Consider the following 20866-nt stretch of genomic DNA (forward strand, 5'->3'; position numbering starts at 1 on the left):
TGCAATGCCGCAGTTCTTCATCCTGCGCCCGGTCTTCGCCTGGGTGATCGCCGTCTTCATCGCGCTGGCCGGGATCGTCGCGCTCCCGCAGCTGCCGGTTGCGCGGTTCCCCGATCTCGCGCCGCCGAGCGTGAGCATCTTCACCACCTATGCCGGAGCCGACGCACAAACCGTCAGCGACAGCGTGATCCGCCCGATCGAGAAGGAACTCTCCAGCGTCAAGAACGTGCTGTATTACGAGTCGAGCGTGGATTCGACCGGCGGCGCGACTATCACCGTCACCTTCAGGCCCGGAACAAACGCCGAGATGGCCCAGGTGGAGGTGCAAAACCGCCTGAAGAACGCCGAGGCCCTGCTGCCCGCCCCCGTGCGCCGGGCCGGTCTGGGTGTCGAGGCGGCGGAGTCGGGCTTTTTGATGGTCATCACGCTCAAGTCGCGCGCAGGTGCGACCGATGAGTTGAGCCTTGGCGAGTATCTGAGCCGCAACCTGGCTGAAGAGCTCAAGCGGGTTCCCGGTGTCGGGCGCGTGCAGCAATTCGGCTCGGAGCGTGCGATGCGGGTCTGGGTCGATCCGGCGAAGCTGTCTGCCTACGGTCTGACAATGACCGATGTGACCGAAGCCATCGCGCGTGAAAACGCACAGGTCGCGCCGGGCCGGCTGGGAGATGAGCCGACGCTTCCCGGCACCCGGGTTTCGACGCCGCTGACGATCCGGGGCCAGCTGAGCACGCCCGAGGCCTTTGCCGCGATCCCGCTGCGGGCCAATGCCGACGGCGCGCGCCTTGTGTTGGGCGATGTGGCGCGGCTGGATCTCGGCGCGCAGACCATGGCCTTCAGCGTCAGCAGCAACGGCAAACCGGCTGCGGCAGCCGCGATACAGATGTCGCCCGGCGCCAATGCCGTTCGCACCTCGGCGGCGATCGAAAAGCGGCTGGACGAGCTGCGCCCTGCCATGCCCGAAGATATGGAGGTCTCGATCTCCTACAACACCGCGCCCTTCGTGAAGGTGTCGATCAACAAGGTGATCCAGACGCTGATCGAGGCGATGGTTCTGGTCTTTCTGGTGATCCTGCTGTTCTTGCAAAAGCTGCGCTACACGCTGATCCCGATCATCGTTGCGCCGATCGCGCTTTTGGGCACCTTCGCGGTGATGTGGCTCGCGGGCTATTCGATCAATGTGCTGACGATGTTCGGTATGGTGCTGGCGATCGGCATCATCGTCGATGACGCCATCGTCGTGGTCGAGAATGTCGAACGCATCATGGCGCGGCAGGGCCTCTCGCCCCGGGCTGCGACGCAGCAGGCGATGCGCGAAATCTCGGGCGCCATCGTCGGCATCACGCTGGTTCTGGTCGCCGTCTTCATACCGATGGGGCTGGCCGGCGGATCGGTCGGCGCGATCTATCGCCAGTTCACCCTGTCGATGGCGGTGTCGATCCTGTTCTCTGCCTTCCTCGCCCTGACGCTGACGCCGGCGCTTTGCGCGACGCTGCTGAAACCGACCGGCGGGCATGGCGAGGGGCGGGGCTTCTTCCGCTGGTTCAACCGCCGCTTTGACGCGCTGACCCGGCGCTATACCGGTTGGGTCGGCCTGACGCTGCGGCGTGGCGGGCGGATGCTGGTGCTTTATGCCGCGCTGCTCGGTGGCATGGCATTTGGCTACATGCACATCCCGACCTCGTTCGTCCCGAAAGAGGATCAGGGCAGTTTCATGGCCATGTTCGAGTTGCCCGCCGGCGCCACCGCAGAGCGCACCCGCGCCGTGATCGCCGCCTATGAGGCCCATACCGCGACCCGCCCGGACATCGCCGAGAACACCGTGATCCTCGGCTTCGGCTTCTCTGGCTCGGGCCCGAATGCGGCGCAGGCCTTCACCAGCATGAAGGACTGGGGCCAGCGCAAGACCAGCGTGGATGAGGAGATCGCCGCCGCCGAAGCCGCAATGGCCGATATCCCCGAAGGCATCGCGACGATCATGACCCCCCCGGCGATCGAAGCGTTGGGCACCACCTCGGGTTTTTCGCTGCGGCTGGAAGATCGCGCCAATGCTGGCCCCGCCGCCCTGAAAGCGGCAGAAGACCAGCTGCTCGCCCTGGCGGCGGCGAGCCCGCTGCTGTCCGGTGTGATGAGCGAGGGCCTGCCCGACGGCATGAGCATCGCGCTCAACATCGACCGGGAAAAGGCCCAGGCTCTCGGGCTTCGGTTCGACATGATCAGCGAGACGATAGGGACCGCCATCGGATCGACCTATGTGAACGACTTCCCCAATCAGGGGCGTATGCAACAGGTGATCGTGCAGGCGGACGCCGCCGCGCGGATGCATGTCGAAGACGTGCTGCGGCTGGAGCTGCGCAATCTTGACGGCGGCATGGTGCCCCTGTCCGAGGTGGTGACCCCGGTCTGGGAAAGCACGCCACTGCAACTGGACCGCTACAACGGCTATCCGGCGGCGCGCATCTCGGGCGAGGCGGCAAGCGGTGTGTCGAGCGGGGCGGCCATGGCCGAGATGGAGCGGCTGGCAAAACAGCTGCCGCAGGGCTTTGCGGTGGAATGGACCGGGCAATCGCTGCAGGAACAGCAGTCGGCCAATCAGGCGCCGATGCTGCTTGCGGCCTCGATGCTGGTCGTGTTCCTCGTGCTGGCGGCGCTTTACGAAAGCTGGTCGATCCCCTTCGCGGTGATGCTGGTGGTGCCTCTGGGGGTTCTGGGAGCGGTAAGCGCGGTGCTGCTGCGCGGTGCGGACAATGATGTGTTCTTCAAGGTCGGCCTTGTCACCATTATCGGGCTGTCGGCCAAGAACGCGATCCTGATGGTGGAATACGCCCGCCACCTGCGCGAGCGGGGTTTGGGGCTTCATCGCGCGATCATGCACGCTGCGCGCCTGCGCCTGCGCCCGATCCTGATGACCTCGCTTGCCTTCATTCTGGGTGTCGTGCCGCTGATGCTGGCGCAGGGGGCCGCATCCGAGATCCAGAACGCGATTGGCACCGGCGTCTTCGGGGGGATGGTCTCGGCCACGGTGCTGGCAGTTTTCTTCGTGCCGGTGTTCTATGTCACGGTCAGCCGCCTGGCACGGCGGGCGATGCCAGACAAGACGCGAGAGGCCGCGACATGACCGATGCCCTGATCCTGATCGTCGAGGACGAGCCCGAGATTGCCGAAATTCTCGAAAGCTACTTCGCACGCGAGGGCTTCCGCGTGATCTGCGCCCGCGACGGCACGACGGGCCTCGCTCACCACCAGCGCCTGCGCCCCGACCTGGTGGTGCTGGACATCAAGCTGCCCGGGCAGGATGGCTATGAGGTTCTCGCCGCGATCCGGCGCCGCGGCGAGACGCCGGTGATCATGGTCACCGCGCTCGCAGAGGATCTGGACAAGCTGCAGGCGCTGCGGATCGGGGCCGACGATTATGTGGTCAAGCCCTTCAACCCGCTGGAGGTGGTGGCCCGCGCCCGCGCCGTGCTGCGCCGCACGAGGGGGCATGGCCCCGATCACCTGTTGCGGGTGGGCCCCCTGACGGTCGATCCTGAGGCCTATCGCGCCGTGCTCGACGGCGAAGCCGGGCCGGTCGCGCTGGATCTGACGCCCACGGAATACCGCATCCTCGCCCATATGGCGCGCTTTCCGGGGCGGGCCTTCAGCCGGGGCGATCTGGTGGACGCCTGTCTGCCCGAGGGCTCTGCGCTCGATCGCACCGTTGACAGCCACGTGAGCAATCTGCGCCGCAAGCTGGCGGCCGCGGGCGCAGATGACATGCTCGAAGGCGTGCGCGGGATCGGCTACCGACTGGATGTGCCCGATGTCCGCTAACCTGAACGCGCGCATTTCCAGAACGATGATTGCCTTGACGCTGATCGCGGCGCTGATCGTCTATCTGGGGCTGATGGCCTATTTCCTCTTCATCTACGAATGGCTCTATCCCGAGCCCGAGGGATATGCCGGCTGGCGCACGGCGGATACCGTCATGGTGCTGACGCTGCTGGCCTTTGGCCTGCTGACGGCCTCAGGGATCGGCTGGAGGCTGGCGCGGCGCATCGTCGAGCCGCTGAAATCGGTTGCAGGGGCCGCGCGGCGGATCGCGAGCGGCGATTTTTCCGCCCGTGCCGCCCTGCCGGCGGGCAGCTTCCGCGAAGCTGCGGATCTGCTTGCGGATTTCAACACCATGGCCGAGCGTCTGGAACGCGCCGAGGCCGAGCTTGCCTATTCCAACTCGGCCATCGCGCATGAGTTGCGCACTCCGCTGACCATCCTGCGCGGCCGCTTGCAGGGGTTGTCGGATGGCGTCTTCGATCCGACGCCACAGCTTTATGCGCGGCTGATCGCGCATGTCGATCAGCTCTCGGCCATTGTCGAGGAGCTGCGCACGCTGGCGCTCGGCAACGCAGGCCAGCTGGAGCTGAGCTATGGCGGCTTCGATCTGGCCGAGGAGGTCGGCGCCGCGCTGAACGGGCTCGAGGCGGAGCTGACCGCGGCGGGCATCACGCTGACCCGCTCTCTCTCTCCGGCCCGGATCGTGGCCGACCGGACGCGGCTGCGTCAGGTCTGTGTCGCGGTGCTGGAAAACTGCCGCTGCTATGCGCCGCAAAGTCAGGTCCATGTCGAGACCCGGGCCGAAGGCGATGAGGTGATCTTTCGCTGTTGCGATACCGGGCCGGGCCTGTGCGCGGAAGATCAGGCCCGTGCCTTCGACCGGTTCTGGCGGGCCGAGGCTTCGCGCGGGCGCAGCCTTGGCGGCTCGGGCCTCGGCCTGCCCATCGTGCGTGCCATCGCGCGCGCCCATGGCGGCGAGGCGCGGATCCTGCCGCGCCCCGCTCCGGGCCTGAGCCTGGAAATCCGCCTGCCGAAACGGCCCCCATCCGCGGGAATGACCGATGACTGACGAACCCGACGATTATGACGATCTGGCCGCGCGGCATGTGTCGATGCGGCGCGTTCTGCGGCTTTTCGCGCCCTACCGGGCGCGGATCGCGGCGGTGGGGACGCTGATGATCCTTGCGTCGGCCATCGGGCTTGCCGGGCCGTTCCTGCTGCGCGCGATCATCGACATCGCCTTGCCGCAGCAGGATCTTTCGCTGCTGATCTGGCTGGCGGGCGGGATGATCGCGGCGGCGCTGGCCTCGGCCGGGATCGGCGCGCTGCAGATCGTGCTGAGCGCCCGCATCGGACAGGCAATCCTGCATGATCTGCGGGTCCGGCTTTACGCGCATCTGCAGACGCTGTCGCTGCGGTTCTTCACCGGCACCCGCAGCGGCGAGGTGCAGTCGCGGATCGCGGGCGATATTGCCGGGCTGCAATCGCTGATGACCGATACTGCGAACGAGCTCGGCCGTTCGCTCAGCGCGGTCGCGATGACCGCGGTGGCGATCGTTCTGCTGGACTGGAGGCTGGCCCTGTTCGTTCTGCTGATCGTGCCGATGACCGTGCTGATCAGCGCCCGGGTTGCCAGGCTGCGCGAGGCGCTGACCTTTCAGCAGCAGGCGCGTGCCGCCGACCTGTCCGCCGCGGTGCAGGAAACGCTGTCGGCCCCCGGGATCATCCTGGCCCGCACCATGGGGCGCGGCCCCTGGCTCACGCAGCGCTTTGCCCGCATCTCTCGCGATCTGGCGCAGCTGGAGGTCCGGTCGCATACCGCGGGCGAATGGCAATGGTCGCTGATCGGCTTCGCGCTGGCAACGCTGCCCGCGCTGACACTGCTTGCGGGCGGTTTGCTGATGCACAGCGGGACCGCGGCCAGCATCGGCACGCTGGTGGCGATGATCGCGCTTCAGGAACAGCTGCTGTGGCCGTTCGAGCAGCTCCTTGAGATCGGCCGCGACACCCGCAAGACCCGCGCCCTCTTCGCCCGCATCTTCGACTATCTCGACAAGCCGGTCGAGATCACCGAGCGCACGGACCCGGTCACGATCCCGCGCTCCGAGATGCGCGGTGCGGTGCAGCTCGATCATGTCAGCTTTGCCTATGCCGACGGGCGCGGCCCGGCGGTGAATGATGTCAGCCTGACCATCCCCGCCGGCAGCCATGTCGCGATTGTCGGCCCCACAGGCTCGGGCAAGACGACGCTCGGCTACCTTCTGGCGCGGCTTTATGATGTCGAGGCGGGCGCGATCCGGTTTGACGGGGTGGACCTGCGCGATCTGAGATTTGTCACGCTGTCGCAGATGCTGGGGGTGGTGTCGCAGGAACCTTATCTGCTCCATGCGTCGGTGGCCGAGAACCTGCGCTTTGCCCGGCCCGAGGCGACCGAGGCCGAGATGATCGCGGCCGCGAAGGTGGCTCAGATTCATGACCATATCGCGGCTCTGCCCGAGGGTTATGACACGCTGGTCGGCGAGGGCGGCTTCAGGTTCTCGGGCGGTGAGAAGCAACGGCTGGCGCTGGCCCGCACGATCTTGCGGGATCCGCCGATCCTGCTTCTCGACGAGGCGACAAGCGCACTCGACACAAGGACCGAGCGTGCGATGTCCGAGGCGCTGGAGGGGCTGTCGAAGGGGCGCACCACCATCACCATCGCGCACCGGCTCTCGACCGTCCGCGATGCCGATCTGATTGTGGTCATGCAGCGCGGGCAGGTGGTCGAGACCGGCACTCATGCCCAGCTGGCCGCACGGGGCGGTGTCTATGCCGGGCTTCTCGCCGGCACCTGATCGCCCGGCGAGAAGCGTTCAGGGCCGGCCGGCGGCGGGGCGCGTCTGAGACAGCAGCAAGAGCACCAGAACCGTCAGCAGGCTCATCAAGATGGCCGCGGTTGTCAGCAGCACCGAATGGGTCGCGGAAAACGCGGCCTTACCGGCGGAGATCATCGCCGCCCCCGGGTCGGAGCCAAGCTGCCGGGCGGCGATATAGACATCCCCGATCGAGCGGGATGCCTGATCGGCCAGTGTCTCGGGAACTCCTTCGGGCAGCACCAGATGGCGCTCGAAAACCACCGACATGAAGACGCCGAACAGGGTGATTCCCAGACCGCTGCCCAGTTCATACCCCGTTGCCTCAAGCGAACCCGCCGCTCCCGCCTCGCTGGCGTCGGCGGCGCCCATGATCGCGATGGACGAGGCGGTGAGGCCTATACTCAGGGCAAGACCGAGCACCGCCAGCAGCACCGGCACGATCGGCCCGGGGGCGCGGAAATCCGTGATGGCAAGGCCCGCAAGCGCCTCTGCCGAGACCGCCAGCGACAGGCAGGCCACCGGCCGCAGCCCGAAGCGCGCGGACAACCAGCCGGCAACGGGCCCTCCGAGCGCTGCCGCCGCCATGATCGGGATCATGAACAGCCCCGCCTGAAGCGGTGTCTTGCCCAGCACATATTGCAACTCCTGCGCCAGAGTCAGTTCGACCCCCGCCAGCGAGCCGCTGGCCACGACCGCCATGATGATCCCCGCCACGATCGCCGGGCGCGAAAACAGCGACAGATCCAGCATCGGTTCGGGGCTGCGCAGCTGCAGCCGGACAAAGACCGACAGGAGCACCGCGCCGAGGGCCAGGACCAGCAGGACGACCGGCAACGGCTGTTTCGCGCCAAACCCCGCCTTGATCGCATAGACGGTGGCGATCATGCCAAGGATCAGCAGCAGCGCCTGGCCGATGGCCCAATGGCCGGGGGCGATCTCCTCGCGCCGGGGCAGCAGGATCCAGCAGGTGGGCAGCACGATCAGCATCACCGGAACATTGACCAGGAAGACCGACCCCCACCAGAAATGCCCCAGAAGCGCGCCGCCGATCAGCGGCCCCACCGCCGCACCCGCCGCGCCCACCGTGCCCCACAGCCCCAGTGCAAGGCCGCGCTCGGCCGGGTCCTCGAAGGTGCGGCGGATGATGCCAAGAACGCAGGGCATGATCATCGCCCCGCCAAGCGCCAGCAGCATCCGCGCCGCGATCAGCATCGGCGCCGAGGGCGCAAATGCCGCCAGCGCCGAGGCCAGCCCAAAAACCGTCAGCCCGGTCAGCAGGATGCGCCGGTTTCCAACCCGGTCGGCCAGGGTGCCCATCGGCACCAGAAGCCCCGCCATCAGCAGAGGATAGATGTCGATGATCCACAGCACCTGGGTGTTCGACGCCGCAAGGGCCTGGGTCAGCGTCGGCACCGCCACATGCAGGATGGTCATGTCCAGCACCACCGGCAGGAAGGCCAGCATCACGGCCATCAGCACCAGCCAGCGTTTCGGACCTGGTTGACGAATGGACATGCTTCACCTGGAATCGAGTTGTGACCGCTCATATAAATACGCACGTATTGATTTCAATGCTCCAATGACCACCCGAGGAGTCCAATGGGCCGAAAGCCGACAATCACCCGCGCGCGACTGCTGGATGTTGCCGAGGAGATCGTGCGCACAGGCGGTGGGGCGGCGCTGACCATCGGGGCGCTGGCGCAGGCGGCCGGGATTTCAAAAGGCGGGGTGCAATATTCCTTTGCCAGCAAGGATGATCTGGTGCGCGCCCTGGTCGAGCGCTGGACCAGCCAGTTCGATGCCGTGATGGGGGCCGGGGAAGAAGTCGATCCCGTGGCATTTGTCCGGCGTTACATCGCGTCGACCCGGGCCTCGCAGCCGGCGATGAATGCCAAGATGGCGGGACTTCTGGTCAGCTATCTGGAAGACCCGGTCAACCGACGCGAGACGCGCAACTGGTATCGTGGCATCTTTCGCCGGCTCGGCGGCAGCTCGGCCGCGGCCCAGACCGCGCGCGTCGCCTTTCTGGCAGTGGAGGGGCTCTTCCTCATGCGACTGAACGGCATCGACGAAAGGGGGGACTGGACGGCGTTCCTCGATGATGTCGAGGCGATCCTGGCCCGTCTGACCCTCTGAGCGCTCCCGGCTGCTGTCGGGGCATTCTCGTCGGAAGTCCATAGCGGCCATGGTGTTCGCTGCAAAGCGGGATACGTTTCGTCCCTGACACCCCTTGCGCAGATCTATGCTGCGTTTTGAGCATTCATCTGCTTTCTCTGACTGCCCCTGGCCTGCGATGGCTCAGCCGCATTTCGAGAAGCCGCAATCGGCGCAGGTCAGGCAGCCCTCGACGCGGTGAACCGCGCTCGATCCGCACGACGGGCACAGATCGCCGGGCGGGGGCGCGCTGACTGCCGTCACGGGGGCGGGCTGCGGGGAGACGGGCTCCGGTTCGGCCTTCGGGTCGCTCTTCAGCCCCATGCCTTCGCCGGCGATGAAACCGATGGCGATCAGGTGGCGTTCGATCACGCCGCCGATGGCCGCGAGGATCGAGGGGATGTATTTCCCTTCGATCCAGGCGCCGCCGCGCGGGTCGAACACCGCCTTCAGCTCCTCGACCACGAAGGACACGTCCCCGCCGCGCCGGAACACCGCCGAGATCATCCGTGTCAGCGCCACGGTCCAGGCGAAATGCTCCATGTTCTTCGAGTTGATGAACACCTCGAACGGGCGGCGCCGGCCGTCCTCGAAGATGTCGTTGACGGTGATGTAGAGCGCGTGTTCGGAACCGGGCCATTTCAGCTTGTAGGTCGCGCCTTCGAGCGACGACGGCCGGTCGAACGGCCGGGTCATGTCATGTTCGGGCGTGCTTGCCGGGGCCGGGGCGGCCGGCTCGACCGACAGCACCGAGCCGGTCACCGCATTCGGCCGGTAGGTGGTGCAGCCCTTGCAGCCCATGTCCCAGGCCGCCATGTAGACATCGCGGAACGCCTCGAACGGAATGTCGGCGGGGCAGTTGATGGTCTTCGAAATCGAGCTGTCGACCCATTTCTGCGCCGCCGCCTGCATCCGGACGTGATCCATCGGTTCGAGGGTCTGGGCGGTGACGAAGCTGTCGGGCAAGGGTGCGTCGCCCATGATCTCGCGCCACAGCCGCACGGCGTAATCGCTGACCTCTTCTTCGGTCCGGCTGCCGTCCTTTTGCAGCACCTTGCGGTTGTAGGCGAGGGCGAAGATCGGCTCGATCCCCGAGGAGACATTGCCCGCGTAAAGCGAGATGGTTCCCGTCGGCGCGATCGAGGTGACCAGCGCATTGCGGATGCCGTGGCGTGCGATGGCCGCGCGCACGTCCTCGTCCATCTGCATCATCGTGCCGGAGGCGAGATAGCCCTCGGCCTCGAACAGCGGGAAGGCGCCCTTCTCCTGCGCCAGATCGACGGAGGCGAGGCAGGCCGCGCGCGCGATCTCGTGCAGCCAGGCTTCGGTTTGTTCCACTGCCGCCTCCGAGCCATAGCGCAGCCCGGTCATCGCCAGCGCATCGGCAAGCCCCGTCACCCCGAGGCCGATCCGGCGTTTCGCCTGCGCCTCGGCCGCCTGCTGTTCGAGCGGGAAGCGCGAGGCATCGACCACGTTGTCCATCATCCGCACCGCCACCCGCACCAGATCGTCGAGCGCCTCGGTGTCGAGCGCGGCCCCGGGGGCGAACGGATCGCGCACCAGCCGCGCCAGGTTGACCGAGCCGAGCAGACAGGCGCCATAGGGCGGCAGGGGCTGCTCGCCGCAGGGGTTGGTGGCGGCGATGGTCTCGACGTAATTCAGATTGTTCATCCGGTTGATGCGGTCGATGAAGATCACGCCGGGTTCCGCGTAATCGTAGGTCGAGCGCATGATCCGGTCCCACAGCTCGCGCGCCGGAAGGGTGCGGTAGACCTTGCCGCCGAACCGCAGATCCCAGGGCGCGCCGGCCTTCACGGCGGTCATGAAGTCGTCGCTGACCAGCACCGAGAGGTTGAACATCCGCAGGCGTTTCGCGTCTTGCTTGGCGGCGATGAAATCCTCGATGTCGGGGTGGTCGCAACGCATCGTCGCCATCATCGCGCCGCGCCGCGAGCCCGCCGACATGATGGTGCGGCACATCGCGTCCCACACGTCCATGAAGCTCAAGGGACCCGAGGCATCGGCCGCCACCCCGTGCACCACCGCGCCCCGCGGCCGGATGGTCGAGAAGTCGTAACCGATCCCGCCGCCCTGCTGCATGGTCAGCGCGGCTTCCTTCAGCATCTCGAAGATGCCGGCCATGCTGTCGGGGATGGTGCCCATGACGAAGCAGTTGAACAGCGTCACATGCCGCCCGGTGCCGGCGCCCGCCAGAATGCGCCCGGCCGGCAGGAAACGGAAATCTTCGAGCGCCGCATAGAACCGCTCTTCCCAGACCGAGGGCTCGGCCTCGACCGAGGCGAGCGCGCGCGCCACGCGGCGCCAGCTGTCCTCGACCGTGGCATCGACGGGCGTGCCGTCGCCCGCCTTCAGGCGATACTTCATGTCCCAGATCTGTTCGGCAATCGGGGCGGCAAAACGGCTCATCGGCGGACCTCTTGAATGCAGGCCCTGTGTCCGGCGGAGCCGGGCGCGGGGAGGGGGAAGGATGTTCGCGACGAAGGTAGCCCATCGCCGGAAAATGGCCAGCCTCGCGTTTGTCGCACCGCCCGGTCCTTCCCGGGGCCTTGCCCCGGTTGCCGGCCCCGCCGCGACGGCCTAGATGAGGAACCGCAATCCCGGAGGGCACATGATTCACCTGGTCAAGCTCTGCGTCGGCGCCGAGGGCGTCGATGACCTGATCGACTGGCAACGGCTGCATTTCGGCGACGGCCCGGCGCGGCACCTGACCCGGATGTGGCCCAAGCGCGAGGCCGAGATCCTCGATGGCGGCTCGCTTTACTGGGTGTTCAAGGGGCTGGTGCTGGCGCGGCAACGCATCGTCTCGCTCGACGAATCGATCGGCGATGACGGCATCCGGCGCTGTGCCATCGGCCTCGATCGCGAGGTGGTGCTGACAGAGGCGCAGCCGCGTCGCCCGTTCCAGGGCTGGCGCTATCTCGACCCCGATGCCGCGCCGGCCGATCTGCGCCGTGGCGAGGCGGCGAGCGCCCGCACGAAGGAAGCGCCCTTGCCGCGTGCGCTGCAGGCGGCGCTGGCCGAAATCGGTCTGCGCTGAGGGGGCCGTCCCGAAAATGACGAGGGCCGCCTTTCGGGCGGCCCTTCGCGTTTCAGGATCGGCTTGCCGCGCTCAGCGCAGGAACGGCGGCTTCGACGGGTCCATACCGGGTCCGAGGCGCGGGGCCTCTTCCTCTTCCTCGGCGGCGAGCGCCTCTTCGTCGGGCAGATGCAGCACCAAAGCCTTCGAGAGCACAACCTCGGCCGCCGGATCGTCCTCGGACAGGAACGTCACATCGAGTTCGCCGGCATCGAGACCGGAGAAGGCCAGCGCCTCGCCCATCGCCTTGGCGATGCCGGGACGGGCCTCCTCGGGCGCGCCGAGGATCGCCAGCACATGGCCGCGCCGGCCGCCTTCATAGGTCACGCCGGCAAGGGCGGCATGGCTTGCCATGCCGGTAATCTGGTCGAATTTCGCCTCGAATGCCGGCAGCAGCAGCGCCAGCATCGCCGGCGGCAGCTCGGGCGCGTCGAAGGACAGCGGCAGCGCCTCGGTCTGCACCGGGGTCTGGGTCAGCGCCTCGGTCAGCCATTCCATCGCCTCGGGCGGCAACAGCATCGCGGACTCCGCCACGCCGAGGTTGATACCGAGGCCGATGTTCTCGCCCGCCAGATGCTGCGCGATCACCCGGCCGGGCAGCGCCGCCCAGTGCACCGGCCCGCCCTGCGCGAATTCGGCCAGACGGTCCTCGGTGTCGAAGGCGAGGACGATATCGCCCGCCTCGGTCTCGAACAGCTGGGGGATGATGTCATTGTCCTCGTCGGGATCGGCCTCGAGCAGCAGGAACAGCTGCGCATCGGCAAGCCGGTCGTAGACGGCGAGGCGCAGTGCCTCGTTCTCGGGATCGGCCTCCATCGCGGCATGGGCACGGTCGTAGGGGGTGGGCGTCATGTCAGGACCTCCTTCACCCGGGCACGCAGGGCGGGCACCAGCTCGGCCTCGAACCACGGGTTGCGTTTCAGCCATGCCGTATTGCGCCACGACGGATGTGGCAAGGGAAAGACGTCGGGCGCGAGGGCGCGCCAGCCCGCGACCGCCTCCGTCACCGGGCGCGGGCCGAGATACCAGCGCTGCGCCGCACCGCCCACCAGCAGCGTCAGCCCGACCGGGCCGAGCGCTTCGGTCACCCGCGCGCGCCATGTCTTCGCGCAGATCGCCGGCGGCGGCAGATCGGCCCCTTTCGCGTCATAGCCCGGAAAGCAGAATGCCATCGGCACGATGGCGATGCGCCCGATGTCGTAGAAAGTGGCCGCGTCGATCCCCATCCAGTCGCGCAGCCGGTCGCCCGACGGATCGGTGAACGGCCGGCCCGAGGCATGGACCCGCGCCCCCGGCGCCTGCCCGACGATCAGCATGGGGGTGCCGGTCGGCATCCGCGCACCGGGGCGAAACCAGACCACCGGACGCGGAGCGTGGTGCGTCGCGGTGGCGGCGAAGCGGGCCTCGCACAGCCGACAGGCGCGGATCCGTGCGATCAGCGCGGCCGCATCCCCGGCCGGCGGCGGCGGGGCAGGGCTGGGGCATTGCGGCGGCGGGGCGGTTTGAGGCATGATGGGTCAGGCTTTCGGCCGGGGGCGCATCCCGGCACGGCGATGAGTTGATTGTTTACGATATTGCGCGAGGATAGGCGAGGCGGCGCGACGGGAGCCGCCGGCCGCCGGAGCCGGGAAGCTGGAGAGCGATGCTGGAATTCGACAACGTCAGCAAGTCCTTCTGGACGGGGACACAGCGCAAGGTGATCCTCGACCGGGCGAGCTTTCGGGTCGAGCTGGGGCGCTCGATGGGGATCCTCGCGCCCAACGGCACCGGCAAGACCACGATCATCAATATGATGGCCGGGCTGGAAAAGCCCGACGAGGGCGAGATCCGCAGAACCTGTCGGGTGTCGTTTCCGCTCGGGTTCATGGGGGGGGTGGTCGGCAAGCTCAGCGCGCGCGAGAATGCCCGCTACATCGCCCGGATCTATGGGCTCGATCCGGATTACATCGAGGCGTTCTGCCGCTGGCTGTGCGACCTGAAGGAATATTTCGATCAGCCGATCAGCATCTACAGCTCCGGGATGCGGGGGCGGTTCACCTTCTCGTTGCTGCTGGCGCTGGATTTCGACATCTATCTGATCGACGAGGGGATGCCCGGCAACACCGATGTCGAATTCAACCGCAAGGCAGGCTCGATCCTGCGCGACCGGCTGGACAATGCGACGGTGGTGGTGGTCTCTCATCAGGCCTCGACGATCGAAAAATTCTGCCACAGCGCGGCGGTGCTGCGCGACGGCAGGCTTTACATGTGCGACACCCTCGAAGAAGCGAAGCGGATGTATGACTACACCTAAGGCGTTCAGATATCGTTTGCGTCGGGGCGAGGGTCGCTCTGCCCCCGGGAAATCGCCGGCCGCGGAGGGCAGCTTCGGCGCGCCGACCGAGGACGGTTTCGATCCGGCGTTGTTCCCCCCGGTCGGGGCGAAGCCGGAGGCGGCGGCAGATCCGCAGCCCCCCGGGGGGGCGGCCGCATCCGCCTCTCCGGCGCCGGCATCGGCTGACCCGGTCCCGGTCGAGGCGGAACTGGCGGCCATCCGCGCCGAGGGGCTGACCGGGCGCCAGCTGCGTCTGGCCCGGCGGATCGGCAAGAAGCATGGCATCGACGCCGAATCGGATTTCGAGATCGTGCGTCAGCTGCGTCGCAAGGGCATCGACCCGTTCGACCGCAGCGATCTTCTGGACAGCGGTGCCGTGGCGGAAAGCGAGGCGGGCAGCGGCGGGCGTTCTGTCGTTCCGGTTTCCGACAAGGCCACCTTGCCACAGACCAGCCGTCCCGGCGCACTGGCCCCCCTGACCGAGGGCGAACGCGCCCGCGATATCATGCGCGTTCAGCGCGACATCGCGCGCCGGCGCCGGCGCAAGGTCGCCCTTCTGGTCGCGCGGCTGGCGTTCTTTGTCTTCCTGCCGACGCTGATCGCGGGGATCTATTTCTACAAGATCGCGACTCCGATGTATGCGACCGATTCGGCCTTTGTGATCCAGAAGGCGGATTCGGTCGATGCCGGCGGCGCGGGCATGGGGGGGCTGCTGTCGGGCACGCAATACGCCACCAGCCAGGATGCGATCACGGTGCAGAGTTATCTGCAGTCGCGCGATGCGATGCTGCGCCTCGACCATGACGAGGGCTTCCGCAAGGTGTTCTCCGCCCCTGACATCGACGCGTTGCAGCGTCTGCCGGCAGAGTCGAGCGACGAGGCGGCGTTCAAGCTTTATTCCCGCATCGTCAAGGTCGGCTACGACACCAACGAGGGGATCGTGCGGATGCAGGTCTCGGCCCCCACGCCGCAGCTGTCGAAGCAGTTCTCCGAGGCGCTGATCTCCTATGCCGAGGAGCAGGTCGACAAGCTGACCGCGCGGATGCGCGCCGATCAGATGAAGGGCGCGCGCGACAGCTATGACGATGCCGAGAAGAAGGTCGGTGACGCTCAGGAGCAGGTTCTTGCCTTGCAGCAGCAGCTGGGCGTTCTGGATCCGGTGTCGGAAAACTCCGTGGTGATGAGCCAGATCGGCACGTTGCAAGGCCAGCTGGCGCAAAAACAGCTGGAGCTGGGCCAGCTGCTCGACAACCCGCAGCCGAACCAGGCCCGGGTCATCGGCGCGCGCGGCGACATCGCGCGGTTGCAGCAGATGATCGCCGATCAGCGGGCCGAGCAGACCAAGGACCGCAACGGCACACAGTCCCTGGCCGAGATCACCGGCCGGCTGCAACTCGCGCAGGCGGATCTGGCGACGCGTCAGACGCTGCTGGCCTCGGCCGCGACGCAGCTGGAATCTTCGCGGATCGAGGCGAACAAGCAGGTGCGCTATCTCGAACTCGGGGTGCGGCCGATTCCGCCCGACCGGCCGACCTATCCGCGTGCCTTCGAGGATACGGTCCTTGCCTTCCTCGTGTTCTCGGGCATCTATCTCATGCTGTCGCTGACGGCCTCGATCCTGCGCGAGCAGGTGTCGGGCTGAACCGGGAAGGAATACCAGGAATGAAGAACGTTGAGATCGGCGGGCTGACCGTCGGCAACGACCGGCCGCTGACGCTGATCGCGGGGCCTTGCCAGCTGGAGACCGAAGCCCATGCGCTGATGATCGCCGAAACGCTGGTGAAGATCTGCGAGACGGTCGGGGCGCAGTTCGTGTTCAAGGCGAGCTATGACAAGGCGAACCGCACCAGCCTGAAGGGCAAGCGCGGCGTCGGCATGGAGGCCGGGCTGAAGATGCTTGAGACCGTGCGCGCCGAGTTCGGCTGCCCGGTGCTGACCGACGTGCATGACATCGCGCAGGCCCGCGCCGCGGCCGAGGTCGTCGACGTGATCCAGATCCCCGCCTTCCTGTGCCGGCAGACCGATCTGCTGCTGGCCGCGGGCGAGACCGGCTGCGTCGTCAACGTCAAGAAGGGGCAGTTCCTCGCGCCCTGGGACATGCCGAACGTGGCGGAGAAGGTGGCCTCGACCGGCAATGACAAGATCCTGCTGACCGAGCGCGGCGCCTCTTTCGGATACAACACTCTCGTGACGGACATGCGCTCGCTGCCGATCATGATGCAGACCGGTTATCCGGTGATCATGGACGCCACCCATTCGGTGCAGCAGCCGGGCGGGCAGGGCAACTCCTCGGGCGGGCAGCGCGAATTCGCGCCGCTGATGGCGCGCACGGCGGTGTCGATCGGGCTCGCCGGCGTGTTCATCGAGACGCATCAGGACCCGGATCATGCGCCGTCGGACGGGCCGAACATGATCCGCCTCGATCAGATGGGGACGGTGATGAAGACGCTGATGGATTTCGACCGGCTGGCGAAGGCCGATCCGTTCCGTCTGTAACCGGGCAGGCTGTAACCGGGCCGCCCGTTTGCTGCCATCCGGCGGCGGGCTCAGAAACTTGCCAGCACGCGCATGTGGTGATGCGCATGGGCGTGCTGTTCCTCTTCCTCGGCGTGGTGATGCCCGTGGGGGTGAGGCTCCGCCTCGGCGGCGGGGGCGTCATGGACATGCGCCGCATCGTCGCGCGCCACCGGGATCATCCCGAGCGTGCCGTGCATGATCCCGCGCTCCAGAAACAGCGCTTCGGCGTAGCCGGTCACGGCACGGGCATCGCCGCGCATCACCGCCACCTCGACCGAATGCCGGTGATCGAGCGGCACCGACAGCGCCGCCACCGTCTGATCGTGCCGGTCGAGCCGGCCTTGCGGCAGCCGCGCGGCCAGATTGCGCGTCGACAGATCCGCCACATAGCTGACCACGCCATAGCATTCGGCGCCCTCGGGTGGCTCGGCCCGCGCGGCAAGACCGCGGCGCAACAGATCGCGGATCGCCTCCGAGCGGCTTTGCGCCCCATGCGCGTCGAGCCAGGCCTCCAGATCCGCGGCCAGCTCGTCGTCGAGGGTGATGGTGGTGCGCTGCATGGAAGGAAACCTCCGGGGTTCGGGCAAGGCTAGACCGGGGCGGGGGCTTCGGCAAGCGGGCGGCTCGGGCCTTGTCGGACGCGTTTCCGGGTCGTATGAGGAAATGTAAGATAATTCATACTCCCTGCCGTCGCCGCCGAGGTCCGTCATGTCCGTCCGCTCCGCTTTGATCTGCGCCGCCGCTCTCAGCCTTTCGGCGCTGCCCGCCGCCGCGCATTTCCAGGAGATCCTGCCCTCCGCCGACGTGCTGCCCGAGGGCGGCAAGGTCACGCTCGACATGCTGTTCACCCATCCGGTCGAGGGCGCCCCGGTGATGGAGATGCGCCGTCCCGCCCGCGTCGGCATGGTGCTGAATGGCACGGACACCGATCTGAGCGACAAGATCGCGCCGCACCCGGTGCCGGGCGGGGCGGGCTGGCAGGTCTCGGCTGATCTCGAAGACCCCGGCGCGGCGGTGTTCTACGTGAAACCGCAACCCTATTGGGAGCCGGCCGAGCGGAAATTCATCGTTCATTACGCCAAGGTAGTGGTGGACAGCTATGCCTCGGGCGAGGGGTGGGATGCGCTCGTCGGTCTGCCGGTCGAGATAGCGCCGCTGACCCGCCCGACGGGGCTGTGGACCGGCAATCTGTTCACCGGCACCGTGCTGCAGGACGGCAAGCCCGTGCCCGGCGCGACGGTCGAGGTCGAATTCGTCAACGATGGCCGGGTCGATCCGCCGAACGATGCCTTCGTGACGCAGGTTCTCAAGGCCGATGCGAATGGCACGTTTTCCTATGCGATGCCGCTGGCCGGCTGGTGGGGCTTCGCCGCGCTGGTCGAGGGCGATGCACCGATGACCTCGCCCGAGGGCAAGCCGGTGCCGGTCGAGGAAGGCGGGCTGATCTGGGTGAAGGCGACCGACATGGCCGCCAAACGGAACTGAGGGGCGGGCGATGGCGCATATCCCGGACGGAATTCTCTCGGCCCCGGTGCTGATCGGCGGCGGGATCGTGGCGGCGGCGGGGGTGGCGATGGCGCTGCGCCGGCTCGATGACCGGGCGATCGTGCGCACGGCGATCCTGTCGGCGGCGTTCTTCACGGTGTCGCTGATCTCGGTGCCGCTCGGGCCGACGAGCGTGCATCTGATGCTGGGCGGGCTGATGGGGATCATGCTGGGCTGGGGGGCGGCGCTGGCGGTGCTGGTCGGGCTGGCGCTGCAGGCGGTGATGTTCGGCATCGGCGGGGTGACGACGCTCGGGGTCAATACGCTCGATATCGCGGGGCCGGGGGTCGTCATGGGGCTGCTCCTCGGCCCGGCGATCCGGCGCGCGACGGGGACGCGGCGCGGCGTTCTGGCGGGCGTGGCGGGGGCGGGCGCGGTGTTGGGCACCGGGGCGCTGGTGTCGCTGGTGCTTGCGCTGTCGGCGCCCGAATATACCCCGGTCGCGCGGATCGTGCTGGCGACTTACGTCCCGCTCGCGCTGGTCGAGGCGGCGATCACCGCCGCCGTGGTCTCTTTCCTTGCCCGGACCGAGCCCGCGGCGCTGGAGCCATCGGGGGCGAAAAGATGATCTTGCGGGTTCTTTCCGTCCTTGCCGCGCTGCTGGCGCTCTCCGTCCCGGCCGAGGCGCACAAGCTGAAGCTGTTCGCCACGGTCGCGAACGATCGGGTCTCGGGCTATGCCTTCTTCATCGGCGGCGGTCGGGCGGAGGGGGTGGACTGGAGTGCCACCTCGGGCAGCGGCGGACCGATCGCCAGCGGCAAGACCGACGATCAGGGCAATTACGCCTTCGCCGTGCCGGGGCCGGAGGCCGCGCCGGTCACCGTCTCGGTCGACACGCATGAGGGGCATATGGCGTCGGTCACGCTCGGGGCGGAGCGGTTCGGCGGCGCGCCGGCACCCGCCGCAGCGCCGGAGGCGGACCCCACAGGGACCGACCGAGACGCCCACATGGCCGCGCTGGTCGAGGCCGCGGTGGCGCGTCAGGTCACCCCGCTCGCCGAACAGATCGAGGCGCTGCAGGACCGGCTGCGCTATGCCGACATCTTGTCCGCCCTGTTCATGATCGCCGGGCTTGCCGGCGCCGGGCTGTGGCTGAGCGGCCGGCGCAAGGGGGAGAAGTGAGCGACCTGCGACTGCGTCTGATCGGCGCGCTGGCGGTTCTGATCGCACTGTCGCAGCTGCACCGGGTTGAGGTCGCCCTTGCCGCGCTGGTTCTGCTGCTTGTCGGTGTGACGGCGCTGCGGCCGGGACGCGATCTGTGGCACCGGCTGCTCCATGTCGAGGGCTTCGTGCTGATCCTGGTGCTGCTGTTGCCGCTGACGGTGCCGGGGCGCCCGGTCGCGCATGTCGCGGGCCTTGCGATCACCGCCGAGGGGCTGGTGCGCGCCGGGTTGATCGCGTGCAAGGTCACCTCGGCGGCGCTGGTGCTGCTTGCGGCCTTCGGGCGGGTGGAGCCGATCCGCCTTGGCGCCGCGCTCCATGCCCTCGGCGTGCCCGAGGCGCTGGTGCGGATCTTCGTCCTGGCGCTGCGTTACCTCGGGCTGATCCGCGACGAGGCCGGCCGGCTGGTCGATGCGATGCGGCTGCGCGGCTTTCGCCCGGGGCTGAACCGGCACAGCTGGACGAGTTACGGCAATCTGATCGGGATGCTGCTCTTGCGCGCACTCGCCCGCGCCGGCCGGATCGAGGAGGCGATGCGCCTGCGCGGATTTTCCGGCCGCTTTCCCCATGCCGCCCTTGCCCCCGCCGTGCTCAGCGACAAGATGGCCCTCGCCGCGCTGATCGCGGCCGCGCTGATCCTGACCCTGGTGGACCGCCTATGATCCCGCTGCTTTCCCTGACCGGGCTGACGGTCGCGCGCGCTGGCGTGCCGGTGCTGCGCGAGGCGGCGTTGCAGTTGTTCCCGCGCGACCGGCTGGCCATCGTCGGGCCGAACGGCGCGGGCAAGACCACGCTGTTGCGCACCATCGTCGGCCTCGAACCCGTCGCGGCGGGGCGGCTGGTGCTGTTCGGCCAGCCCTGCACCACCGAGCGCGACTTTCGCCCCCTGCGCCCGCGCATCGGCTTCCTGTTTCAGGACAGCGACGATCAGCTGTTCTGCCCGACGGTGCTGGAGGACGTCTGCTTCGGCCCGCTGAACTGCGGGCTCAGCCCCGCCGAGGCCGAGGCCCGGGCGCGCGAGACGCTCGACGCGCTCGGCATCGGGCATCTGGAGGGGCGGGTGACGCATCGGCTGTCGGGCGGCGAGAAACGTCTGGTGTGTCTTGCCGGGCTTCTGGCGATGCGCCCTGAGGTGCTGCTGCTCGACGAGCCGACGAACGGGGTCGATGCGGCGAACGGGGCGCGGCTGCGCACGGCGCTCGCCGCTTTCGAGGGCGCGATGATCCTCGTTTCGCATGACGAGGGGTTCGTGGCCGAGATCGCCACCCGCGCCATGCTGATCGCCGGTGGCCGGCTGAGCGAGGCCGAGATCCACGTTCACCCGCACATGCACGTTCACCCGCATCTGCATCCGAAGGCCTGAGCGGGCAGGGCAGCCCTGCTGACCCAAAGGGGTTTGGCAATCCGGATTTA

The 20866-nt window shown here is 67.8% G+C and carries 19 protein-coding genes; 14 read left to right on the plus strand and 5 right to left on the minus strand.

The genetic code is table 11. The features are described 5' to 3' along the window. Positions 1-4: 4 nt before the first annotated feature. Genes CG50_RS12990 through CG50_RS13005 form a run of 4 tightly spaced genes read left to right on the plus strand, consistent with a single transcriptional unit; the run spans position 5 to position 6644 of the window. A complete protein-coding gene (locus CG50_RS12990; RefSeq protein ID WP_036639196.1) occupies positions 5-3115 on the plus strand; it encodes a multidrug efflux RND transporter permease subunit in 3111 nt (1036 codons plus the stop codon). Then, positions 3112-3810 carry a response regulator gene (locus CG50_RS12995; RefSeq protein ID WP_036639198.1) on the plus strand — a complete coding sequence of 233 codons (699 nt, stop codon included), beginning with the start codon at positions 3112-3114 and terminating at the stop codon, positions 3808-3810. Before CG50_RS12990 ends, CG50_RS12995 begins: the two co-directional genes overlap by 4 nt. Next, positions 3800-4879: a sensor histidine kinase gene (locus CG50_RS13000; RefSeq protein WP_036639200.1), complete on the plus strand. Its 1080-nt coding sequence runs from the start codon at positions 3800-3802 to the stop codon at positions 4877-4879. Before CG50_RS12995 ends, CG50_RS13000 begins: the two co-directional genes overlap by 11 nt. After that, positions 4872-6644: an ABC transporter ATP-binding protein gene (locus CG50_RS13005; protein WP_036639202.1), complete on the plus strand. Its 1773-nt coding sequence runs from the start codon at positions 4872-4874 to the stop codon at positions 6642-6644. Before CG50_RS13000 ends, CG50_RS13005 begins: the two co-directional genes overlap by 8 nt. An 18-nt stretch (positions 6645-6662) precedes the next feature. Here the strand turns inward: CG50_RS13005 and CG50_RS13010 are convergent, their stop codons facing one another. After that, positions 6663-8180 (minus strand): MFS transporter, encoded by a 1518-nt coding sequence (locus tag CG50_RS13010; protein ID WP_036639204.1) that lies wholly within the window; start codon positions 8178-8180, stop codon positions 6663-6665. Positions 8181-8264: 84 nt separating this feature from the next. Here CG50_RS13010 and CG50_RS13015 point away from each other — a divergent pair, with 84 nt between their 5' ends. Then, the gene (locus CG50_RS13015) at positions 8265-8801 is read left to right on the plus strand and encodes a TetR/AcrR family transcriptional regulator (RefSeq protein ID WP_036639207.1); all 537 of its coding nucleotides are present in this window, start codon (positions 8265-8267) and stop codon (positions 8799-8801) included. Between the two features lie 162 nt (positions 8802-8963). Here the strand turns inward: CG50_RS13015 and CG50_RS13020 are convergent, their stop codons facing one another. Further along, a complete protein-coding gene (locus CG50_RS13020; RefSeq protein WP_036639209.1) occupies positions 8964-11246 on the minus strand; it encodes an adenosylcobalamin-dependent ribonucleoside-diphosphate reductase in 2283 nt (760 codons plus the stop codon). A gap of 202 nt (positions 11247-11448) precedes the next feature. Here CG50_RS13020 and CG50_RS13025 point away from each other — a divergent pair, with 202 nt between their 5' ends. Then, complete coding sequence (locus tag CG50_RS13025) at positions 11449-11877, plus strand: DUF1489 family protein (protein WP_036639211.1); 429 nt, start codon at positions 11449-11451, stop codon at positions 11875-11877. A 72-nt stretch (positions 11878-11949) separates the two neighbouring features. Here CG50_RS13025 and CG50_RS13030 read toward each other — a convergent pair whose 3' ends face one another. Together CG50_RS13030 and CG50_RS13035 are read right to left on the minus strand one after the other, a co-directional pair. Continuing rightward, positions 11950-12768: an SseB family protein gene (locus CG50_RS13030; protein ID WP_036639214.1), complete on the minus strand. Its 819-nt coding sequence runs from the start codon at positions 12766-12768 to the stop codon at positions 11950-11952. Then, positions 12765-13427, minus strand: coding sequence for a uracil-DNA glycosylase family protein (locus CG50_RS13035; RefSeq protein WP_081880437.1), 663 nt, complete (start codon positions 13425-13427; stop codon positions 12765-12767). Before CG50_RS13035 ends, CG50_RS13030 begins: the two co-directional genes overlap by 4 nt. 131 nt (positions 13428-13558) lie before the next feature. Here CG50_RS13035 and CG50_RS13040 point away from each other — a divergent pair, with 131 nt between their 5' ends. Genes CG50_RS13040 through kdsA form a run of 3 tightly spaced genes read left to right on the plus strand, consistent with a single transcriptional unit; the run spans position 13559 to position 16726 of the window. Beyond that, positions 13559-14209, plus strand: a complete 651-nt coding sequence (locus tag CG50_RS13040) for an ABC transporter ATP-binding protein (protein ID WP_036639216.1) — start codon at positions 13559-13561, stop codon at positions 14207-14209. 16 nt (positions 14210-14225) lie between these two features. Next, positions 14226-15872 carry a capsule biosynthesis protein gene (locus tag CG50_RS13045; protein ID WP_338048285.1) on the plus strand — a complete coding sequence of 549 codons (1647 nt, stop codon included), beginning with the start codon at positions 14226-14228 and terminating at the stop codon, positions 15870-15872. Between the two features lie 20 nt (positions 15873-15892). After that, positions 15893-16726, plus strand: coding sequence for a 3-deoxy-8-phosphooctulonate synthase (gene kdsA / locus CG50_RS13050; RefSeq protein WP_036639222.1), 834 nt, complete (start codon positions 15893-15895; stop codon positions 16724-16726). Between the two features lie 50 nt (positions 16727-16776). Here the strand turns inward: kdsA and nikR are convergent, their stop codons facing one another. Further along, positions 16777-17307: a nickel-responsive transcriptional regulator NikR gene (gene nikR, locus CG50_RS13055; protein ID WP_081880438.1), complete on the minus strand. Its 531-nt coding sequence runs from the start codon at positions 17305-17307 to the stop codon at positions 16777-16779. A 148-nt stretch (positions 17308-17455) separates the two neighbouring features. Between nikR and CG50_RS13060 the strand changes: the two genes are divergently transcribed. From CG50_RS13060 to CG50_RS13080, 5 genes are read left to right on the plus strand one after another with little or no spacing between them, the layout of a single operon-like run. Next, entirely contained in the window at positions 17456-18232 is a 777-nt protein-coding gene (locus CG50_RS13060; protein ID WP_036639223.1) for a DUF4198 domain-containing protein, read from the plus strand. A gap of 10 nt (positions 18233-18242) precedes the next feature. Further along, positions 18243-18860, plus strand: coding sequence for a cobalt transporter CbiM (gene cbiM / locus CG50_RS13065; protein ID WP_036639225.1), 618 nt, complete (start codon positions 18243-18245; stop codon positions 18858-18860). Continuing rightward, the gene (locus CG50_RS13070) at positions 18857-19414 is read left to right on the plus strand and encodes a cobalamin biosynthesis protein CbiL (RefSeq protein ID WP_245615729.1); all 558 of its coding nucleotides are present in this window, start codon (positions 18857-18859) and stop codon (positions 19412-19414) included. Before cbiM ends, CG50_RS13070 begins: the two co-directional genes overlap by 4 nt. After that, a complete protein-coding gene (cbiQ, locus tag CG50_RS13075; protein WP_051909995.1) occupies positions 19411-20115 on the plus strand; it encodes a cobalt ECF transporter T component CbiQ in 705 nt (234 codons plus the stop codon). Before CG50_RS13070 ends, cbiQ begins: the two co-directional genes overlap by 4 nt. Then, positions 20112-20816 (plus strand): energy-coupling factor ABC transporter ATP-binding protein, encoded by a 705-nt coding sequence (locus CG50_RS13080; protein WP_036639227.1) that lies wholly within the window; start codon positions 20112-20114, stop codon positions 20814-20816. Before cbiQ ends, CG50_RS13080 begins: the two co-directional genes overlap by 4 nt. The last annotated feature ends 50 nt before the right edge of the window (positions 20817-20866 follow it).

The organism is Paenirhodobacter enshiensis (genome assembly GCF_000740785.1).
Taxonomy (GTDB): Bacteria; Pseudomonadota; Alphaproteobacteria; order Rhodobacterales; family Rhodobacteraceae; genus Rhodobacter; species Rhodobacter enshiensis.